The sequence below is a fragment of the Alicyclobacillus acidiphilus NBRC 100859 genome (assembly GCF_001544355.1).
Taxonomy (GTDB): domain Bacteria; phylum Bacillota; class Bacilli; order Alicyclobacillales; family Alicyclobacillaceae; genus Alicyclobacillus; species Alicyclobacillus acidiphilus.
Map to the genome: position 1 here is coordinate 1 of NZ_BCQI01000100.1, position 8147 is coordinate 8147.

Annotated in this window: 8 protein-coding genes and 1 riboswitch; of the genes, 4 read left to right on the forward strand and 4 right to left on the reverse strand. The window is 54.3% G+C overall.

Annotated features, from left to right (window positions below):
• The first annotated feature begins 477 nt into the window (after positions 1–477).
• A riboswitch (SAM riboswitch) is annotated at positions 478–623 on the forward strand.
• Between the two features lie 85 nt (positions 624–708).
• Positions 709–1854 (forward strand): homoserine dehydrogenase, encoded by a 1146-nt coding sequence (locus AAC01S_RS17575; protein ID WP_245630279.1) that lies wholly within the window; start codon positions 709–711, stop codon positions 1852–1854.
• A 97-nt stretch (positions 1855–1951) separates the two neighbouring features.
• Complete coding sequence (locus AAC01S_RS17580) at positions 1952–3046, forward strand: pepsin/retropepsin-like aspartic protease family protein (protein ID WP_067625564.1); 1095 nt, start codon at positions 1952–1954, stop codon at positions 3044–3046.
• Positions 3047–3127: 81 nt separating this feature from the next.
• On the opposite strand, the gene AAC01S_RS17585 is transcribed toward AAC01S_RS17580, so the two are convergent.
• On the reverse strand, positions 3128–3886 hold the full coding sequence (locus AAC01S_RS17585) for a prepilin peptidase (protein WP_067625567.1): 759 nt from the start codon (positions 3884–3886) through the stop codon (positions 3128–3130).
• A 168-nt stretch (positions 3887–4054) separates the two neighbouring features.
• Between AAC01S_RS17585 and AAC01S_RS17590 the strand changes: the two genes are divergently transcribed.
• Together AAC01S_RS17590 and AAC01S_RS17600 are read left to right on the forward strand one after the other, a co-directional pair.
• A complete protein-coding gene (locus AAC01S_RS17590; RefSeq protein WP_067625570.1) occupies positions 4055–5359 on the forward strand; it encodes a glycosyltransferase family 39 protein in 1305 nt (434 codons plus the stop codon).
• A gap of 523 nt (positions 5360–5882) precedes the next feature.
• A complete protein-coding gene (locus AAC01S_RS17600) occupies positions 5883–6362 on the forward strand; it encodes a glutathione peroxidase (protein WP_067625582.1) in 480 nt (159 codons plus the stop codon).
• Between the two features lie 118 nt (positions 6363–6480).
• Here the strand turns inward: AAC01S_RS17600 and AAC01S_RS17605 are convergent, their stop codons facing one another.
• The 3 genes from AAC01S_RS17605 to AAC01S_RS19635 form a co-directional block, all read right to left on the reverse strand.
• The gene (locus tag AAC01S_RS17605) at positions 6481–7047 is read right to left on the reverse strand and encodes a CBO0543 family protein (RefSeq protein WP_067625573.1); all 567 of its coding nucleotides are present in this window, start codon (positions 7045–7047) and stop codon (positions 6481–6483) included.
• A 60-nt stretch (positions 7048–7107) separates the two neighbouring features.
• On the reverse strand, positions 7108–7587 hold the full coding sequence (locus tag AAC01S_RS17610) for a hypothetical protein (protein WP_306307197.1): 480 nt from the start codon (positions 7585–7587) through the stop codon (positions 7108–7110).
• A partial coding sequence (locus tag AAC01S_RS19635) for a hypothetical protein (RefSeq protein WP_067625577.1) occupies positions 7584–8147 on the reverse strand: 564 nt, incomplete at its 5' end. The genes AAC01S_RS19635 and AAC01S_RS17610, both read right to left, overlap by 4 nt.

Below are 8147 nucleotides of genomic sequence, written 5' to 3' on the forward strand. Positions count from 1 at the left end.
GGCTCCCCAGCGCCGTAACGATCACGCTTTTTCAATGATCCGTTGGCCTTTCTGTTTATTGATAAATCTCAATACTATCAATCATTCGGATACTTGTGGTACGAAGGCTTGTACAATTGAACGGTCAAACCATATGGAAGTCCTTGTTCGACGACCTTCGCCGTGTCGGCATTCAAGGATTGAAGTGTATAGGTAACTTTCTTACCATCTCATGACGAAACTTCCTCGTGATGCCTTACATGTGATTCGACGTTCAACTTTTCAGTTTGTGACACGCAGAACGAAAGGTGACTCTAATTGAAAGGTAACTCTAATTTGGGTTGTCTTGCCGTTGTCTTGTTGACTCCATGTCGCGCGAGTGATAGGATGCATTCAGTGTGTTTGCGACTGGCTATTTCAATCAGGCCGATGGGCAGGCGGATAGCCTGCGAAGGGCATGGATAAACAGCATCGATAAACAATCGTAGAGTTAGGCATCTCTTATCCAGAGTGGCGGAGGGACTGGCCCGATGAAGCCCGGCAACCGACGGATCCATAGATCCGGAGCGGTGCCAATTCCTGCAGGATCGTGGCGTGATCGCAGCCGTGTAACGGTGTGCCGCGGGCGACCTGACAGATAAGAGGGTGTAGTCTGGCGTTCAAACAGGCAGGGCACCCTTGAAGGGTGCTCTTTTTGTATAGGAAAGGCGGAGGAACGGTTTGGCAAACGTGATTGGATCGCGCGCGAGTGAACATACTGGGCTGCTGGCGTCGGATCGGGCGTCGGATCGGCAGCGATCGCCAAGCAAGCCGGTGCGGCTTGGGTTGATTGGATGCGGCGTGGTCGGAACTGGCGTGATGCAGGTGCTGTCACAGCGTTCGGACACTGGGCTGCAAGTGACGCATATCGCCGTGCGCGATCTCGCGCGTCCCCGCGCACCGTTCGTCGATACGGCGAAGCTGGTCGACAATTGGCGAGTGGTGTGCGAGGCGGATGATGTGGACGTCGTGATCGAGGTGATGGGCGGTATTGATGTGGCGCACGACGTTGTCCGTCACGCGTTGGAGAATGGCAAGTCGGTCGTGACGGCCAACAAGGCCCTGATGGCGACGCATGGCGAGGCGTTGCGGCGGCTCGCGCAGCGCCAGGGCGTCGATCTGCGCCATGAAGCGAGTGTGCTTGGCGGGATACCTGCGCTCCACACCATTGAAACGTACTTTCGCCTGAACCGCATCGTGTCGTTGCGCGGCATTGTCAACGGAACGTCCAACTATATCCTCACGGAGATGCACGACAAGGGCATGGCATTCGACGCCGCGCTGCACCAGGCGAAGGAGCTTGGCTATGCGGAGCCGAATCCGAGTTCCGACATCGAAGGACAGGACGCGTTCTTCAAACTTCAAGTCCTGTTGCAGGCCCTCGGTGTGGATACCAGCGCGCTGGTCCATGGCGGCGACGTTTCGGTCGGATCGCGTTTGGAGGAGAACGAGGTGACGAGTGCAATGGCCACCGTAGACAAACGTCCCCGCCTGTCATCGTCTGGGCGGATCTTTCGCGCGCGCCTGGTCAGTCCGGTTGAGGGCATTACGGCCATTGACGCCGCGCATATCGAACAAGCCAAGCAACAGGCGCGCAAGGTGAAGCATATCGCCTCCGCCGTGTGGAACGACGACACGGGCGAAGTGCTGTGCAAGGTCGGCCCGGAGACGCTCGATCCCACTGATCCGCTCTACTCCATCGACGGAGTCAACAACGCGCTGTGTCTGAACGGCGACATCGTCGGATCGATCACGCTGGTCGGTCCTGGCGCGGGCGCGCTTCCGACCGCAAGCGCCGTTCTTGAAGATGTGTTGAAAATTGGTGAATACGTGTGAAATTTGTCGGTAAATCCCATGGGTTTCGGGGCAGGAAACGGACCTTTTGAAGAAGAATTACCTAGCTATCCAATACAGACGAAGGTAGGCTAGGAGATTGAGACTTTCGCAACGAACGTTAGCAACGGTAGCCGCATCGACGATGGTGTTTGCCTCACCTCTGTTCGCGCAAAGCGTATTTGCGGCAACTTCCTCGTCCAAGAATACACAAGCCCATGGTGTTGTTCGCGCTGAACTCAACGGCAAGCCAATTTCGGCGATCTCCGTCGGCGACACAACCTACGTCGACGCCTCTGGTTTGAACCAGCTGAAGACGCCCAACGAATATCTCGGCGAAGGGAAATACGCCATTACTGGCGGATTTATCGAAGGCATTCAGTACCAAGGCAAGGTCTACATTCCTTGGAATCAACTTTCCGCCAAGATGAAGGCATATCCGCTTAAGGGCGGCGGATTCAATTTTAAGCCGCTGCCTGTCAAGCATAACTATCATATCGAGATCGATACGCAGGATACGCCTGCTGGCAGCCCTGCTCCAATGCAGGTCATTGTCTATGACGGCAACAATCCAGTGCCGAATCAGCCAATTACCATTCACACCAATGGATTCAGTTCGTTGACGCAATCGACCGGAGCGGAAACGCTGCATGTCACGACGGACTATTCCGGAACGTGGTTCAACGGCGTCAACGACAATACGCAGGAGCAGGTATTCCCGACCGTGACCTGGACGGATCCCGCTGGCAAAACCATTCAGCAGACGGGCGAAATCACGTTCGGTGCGCCAACGGACACGTCAACAGTCGAAATTCCGGCCGATGACACGGCTGTGGCATCGGTGCCCATCAGCGTGTTCGCAAACGGCATCTTCTTCAATGCGACGAGCGGCAATGATCACGTCATGCTTCAGCTTGACACAGGCGCGTTTGAACCGCTGTTCACAGCGGCCGACGCGAAGCTGCTGGGCCTGCCGAATCTGGGTACCATCCAAGTTGCCGGCGTGGGCGGCGAAGACAACGCCTACATCAGCGAAGTGTCGTTGAATATTGGCGGCAAGGATTTCACGGATATCCCGTGCATCGTCGATCCGAATTACACGGGCGCTTCCTTGTTTGGCTATGGCTTTTTCCAGGCGAAAGGATATGACATACTCGTTTCGCAAAAGCACAACACGCTGACCATCATGAAGTAACAAACTTCTTTGTCCTACCACGTCCAGCCACCCTCCCAGACTTGGGCGAGTGGTTGGACACCCTTATCCGCAGTACACCTTTCACCGATACAGCAATCGCGCGTACATATCCATCAAATGTGTACCGTAGAACGCCGCCACGATCACGCCCGCCGCGATGAATGGCACAAATGGAACGGGTTGCTTCGGCTGCAGTCGTCCGGCCAAGCGCAGTCCGATCCCGGTGATCGAGCCGAATATCGCCGCCAGAATGAACGATTCGATCGTCCGCAATGGACCGAGGACGGCTCCGACGGCCAGATAGAGCTTCGCATCGCCGAGTCCCATTTTTCCTCCTGACAACAGGTGAATTCCGACGATGGTCGCATAGCCGATACACATACCGATCACGGCGGTACACCAAGGCAGCTCGCCTGTCGCGCCTGAGGCGGCCAGGAAGAGGCCGGCCGCAGGGATCGTGAGAATGTTGGGTACGGTGAGTGAGGTGAGATCGGTCCCCACAGCGGTCATCAAATACAGCCAAAACGTCATCCAGAGCGCCATTTGGCCGATAGGATAGGCCTGCCAGAATGTCATCATCCACAGGAGCCCAGTCGTCAACTCGATCACGGGATATTGCACGGAAATCCCAGCCCGGCAATGGGAACAGCGGCCGCGTAAGGCGATCCAGGACAGCACAGGGATCAATTCCTCAGCCGCCAAGGTGTGATGGCAACGGGCGCAGCGTGATCGCGGGAAGATGGGCTCGCCGATTGCGAGACGGTATCCGATCACATTGGCGAATGAACCGAGCACCATCCCGTAGACAAACGCGAGACACGACCCAAAGACGTGCATCATCCACCATCTCCTCGCCAGCCACTGTCGGCACTTGATCATACCATTACGCCGTGTTTATGGTTATTCCTTCCATGTTATTGGAGAACAAGTCAGACAATTGTAGAAGGCCTGCTCAAATCCTGTCGAATCGTGTACACTGGGAATGGACAAATACATAGGAGAATGACATTGATTTCCAAACTAACACACCGAACGAACTTCATATGGATGTGCGTCGTGTTTGTTATCGCGTTGGTCCCGCGCCTAGTCGTGATCGTTCACTACGGCCCGCAGATGACGCTCCACAGCGACGATCAAGGCTATTACCAAAGCGCGGTCTGGCTCTTGGACAAGGGGACGTATTCCTTTTACACGCCCCTCAAACCGACTGTGCATATGATGCCTGGCATTGTGTTGCTGTTGGCCGGGATCATCGCTGTCTTCGGCAAAGGTACACTTGGGCTGTACGTGGGGAAGCTGACGTTCGCCATCATCGGCAGCTTGGGCATCGTTGGCGCCTTTCGCGCCATCGAGCGCATCGCCAATCGCTACGTCGCGTTTGTCGTCGCGCTCGCGCTCGCGTTCTATCCCCCGAGCATCTTGGTCGACAGTCTGTTCCTGACAGAGCCGTTGTTCATGGCGGCTTTCGCATGGACGGTGTACTATTTGCTCAAACTTGCGGAAACGCGGAAATTGTCCGATCTCGTCGCCCTTTCCGTCTTCTTCATGCTCGCGATGTACCTTCGCCCCAACGTCTTGCTCTGGGCCGTCGTTGGGCTGGTATACCTTTTGACAAAGCGGTATCCGACAGGTCTCTTGGCGCGCCATGGCGCCATGGCCATCGGAATTTTCATCGTCTTCATGCTGCCGTGGTGGATCCGCAACGAGATCGTGTTCCATCAGTTCATTCCGCTCACGGATGATAGTTGGAATCCCTTCCTCCTCGGTACATTCCAAGGAGAAGGTTTCCCGCCGCCGCAGAACGAAGGCGCCGTCGAACATCAACTGCTCGCCCAAAATCCCCAATTGCGTCCGCAAAAGATGCACGAGCTTCAGTGGTTTTTGGCCGAGCGGCACGCCGCTGTCTACCGTATTCGTCTGTGGTACCACAAACATCCAGGTGAGTTTTGGTTGAGCTATCTGTGGCTGAAGCCCAAGATCATTTGGTACAAGGCCTACTATCCATTGCGCATTCTCGGCGTTCACCCAGCGTTGATGAAACTTGTGCAGCATTGGCTGATTTGGATCTCGCTGATCGGACACGCCGTTGCCATCCTGTTCGGCAAAGGCCGTCGGCTCGAGCTGTTGATGGTGTTGTTGACGCTGCTCTACTTTACCGCCATCTTCAGCGTCTTCTTCGCGTTTGAACGTTACAACGTGCCCATCGAATGGCTCATGCTGATGGGAGGACCTGCCGGACTGTGGGCCTTGATCCGCGCCGCGCGCGGGGGACGTGGGCGGGGGCGTGCGAATAAGCGGCCGATGGCCGCTTAAACGTGTCGAATCATCTGAAATGCGGCGAATAAGCGGTCTGAGGCCGCTAAAGCGGCTTCGAACCCGCCTGCCATGGCTGTTTTCGTGCAAATAAGCGTTCCAGGGCCGCCTAAATAGACCGCCCCGAGCGATTTGCAGTGAATAAGCGGCTCAGGGCCGCTTAAATCGCCCGGCACCTTCGCTCCGGCGGCCCCTCGCCCCTCGGCACCTTCGCTCCGTCGACCCCTCGCCCCTCGGCCCCCGAACTCCCTTCCATCTCTTTCCGTTAGGATTCTCATGACATGAAAAGTTGTGTACAATTGGATTGCTAACACCTAAACGCATGACCAGCAACTTCCATCCGCCCGGCCGGGAAGAGGCTGGCAGAGGCGGGCTGGGCGAGCCGAGGCGTCAGAGGCACCAGGCGCACGGCAGGGGCGGGGGCGACGACGCCTGTAACGCCCGCAACGCCTTCGCCCATACCGCCGCCGCCGAAATCACGATGTTTACCATTCACAATCAGCAATGGAGAGGGGATATGGGGATGAGTGTCTATGACTTTACGGTTACCACGGCGAGCGGAGAGGAGCAGTCGCTGCGCAGTTATGAGGGGCAAGTGCTGCTGATCGTCAATACGGCAAGCAAATGTGGATTTACGCCGCAATACAAAGGGTTGCAGGAGTTGCACGAGCAGTTTGCGGATAAGGGGTTTTCGGTGCTCGCATTTCCTTGCAATCAGTTTGGCAACCAAGAGCCGGGAACCAACGAGCAGATTCAGGAGTTCTGCAGCACTACGTACGGCGTCAGCTTCCCGGTGTTTGCAAAGGTCGATGTCAACGGTCCGGCGGCGCATCCTTTGTACGAGTATCTCAAGCGGTCTGCCCCCGGCATGTTGGGGTCCGAGGCCATCAAGTGGAATTTCACAAAGTTTCTTGTGGATCGAAACGGGGAAGTCGTAGAGCGGTATGCACCTCAGACGACTCCGAGCGCGATCGCGAAGGACATTGAAAAGTTGGTTGGCTGATGGATGGGCAGTCAAGGCGTCGGAACAGAGCAACGGCTGGCGCCTTGACTGCCGATGAGGGCCAGGATGGTGTCGCGTGCCGCGAGAGAGATCACTTCGGATCGTGGATCGCGGCGGTCTACACGTAGGCAGCGATTTTGGAGCGAGTTTTACAAAAGTAGTACACGGTTAGATATATCGCGATCTGGATCGGAAATGAGTAAACGAATCTCCAGTGAACGGGGTTGTACGTGGCGATCCAATAAAAAAAGGGTTCGCCTGCAAACGATGATAACAATCCAAATAATATCGATTTGATGAAAGGATCTGCCGCTGGTTTGATTTGCAGAAAAAACATGATGGTCACAGGCATCAGCGTGAAATCCCACGGGAAATACGTTGGGAGCACGGGGAGTACATTAAATCGATAATGCCATAAGCCGTATTGATCACCAATGACATCTAAAGCCACTGCGATAATGATTGTCAGGAACCCTGCAAACAAGAATCTATCCCTGTTTTTGTTCTTCTTCGTGGCGAAGTACCAAAAGATCCACGGGAGGATCGTGGTGCACAGACCAATCCACCATCTCCACGAAAACAGCTCATAGTGCACCCATATTGTAAACTTTTCGTACATCAGATTCGTGATTTGATTCACGTTATGATCGATGACATCCAGTGCTTGCTGTTGATTTGCGGCCAATTGAATTGTCCTCTCCGATGAAATTCGCAAGTGAAATTCGCAGGTCCCCAAAGACAAAGGCTAATCGCCAAATGACGCGTCTTGAACGCGAGCGACCCCAAGCGCCAAATACCTCCATAGGATGTTTTCGACGCGATCAGCCTGCTCGTCCTTGCACTCGACGATTAAAATGACTTGAGGATTTTTGCCTCTCAGGACGCGAAGACGCTTCTTGAATAGCTTGTTGATACATAAATCAACGAAAAATCCGAGCAAAAACCCGCTCCCCGCGCCTATCAGTCCCCAATAAATCGGTCCCCATTTTAGCGAAAACCCCATACTGGCTCCGACAACCGCAAATGCCGTACCCATCGCCGCGCCCGTACTGAATAAGGAAACGCCGTCCGAGTTGTGTAGATTATCGAGTAACCTTCGTTCCACTTTTCGATTGTTCAGTGGTACGGCAAAGATGTGCTGTTTCTGGATTCCTTCCAGTTCCAGCGCGCTTATGGCCAATTCCAGTTTCAAGGAATGTTCGAATGTGGATAAGAGTTGCATCATTCGTTCATCACTCTACCCTTTTTGATGGTAAAACCGCGGCTCTGGTAATTCTGTGTGAGAAAAACCTTCTGCTCGTACTCAAAAAGTTTGTTGTTTTCGACTGTGTTCATGTAGGAGTCATACACTGAAAATCCCCACATGGAGGGCATGAACAGCAACCATTCTGGGCTGAGCACATGTGTGGATTCCTGTATGTTTCCAAGAAAGAGATACTGTACCGCTTCCAGCAAGCGTGACTTATATAAAAAGACAATTGCCCATGCCAGCGCGAAGAAGGCCGTTAAAATTCGGTGGATGTGCAACTGACCCATTCCTGGCATGAACAAGGACCAGATAACCGACATCGCCGGACTCCGCTTATCCAAATAATTGATTTCGGCAGCACCGACCGTGTACGAGTTGAATGGAGCGTCCTCTCGTTCCGCGAGCAAGTACACATTGTTCATGTCCACACACGTTCGGTAACTGTCCCAAATGCCAAATATGAAAACTGGAATGTACATCAACATCCATCTGGGGTGCAGATCGGCTTTGACCAGTTCGAGTTTGCCTCGGAACGA

Excerpts from the sequence above, each read along its gene's own strand:
- AAC01S_RS17585 (WP_067625567.1), bottom strand. The coding sequence starts at position 3,886 with ATGATGCACGTCTTTGGGTCGTGTCTCGCGTTTGTCTACGGGATGGTG.
- AAC01S_RS17600 (WP_067625582.1), top strand. The coding sequence starts at position 5,883 with ATGAGTGTCTATGACTTTACGGTTACCACGGCGAGCGGAGAGGAGCAG.
- AAC01S_RS17610 (WP_306307197.1), bottom strand. The coding sequence starts at position 7,587 with ATGATGCAACTCTTATCCACATTCGAACATTCCTTGAAACTGGAATTG.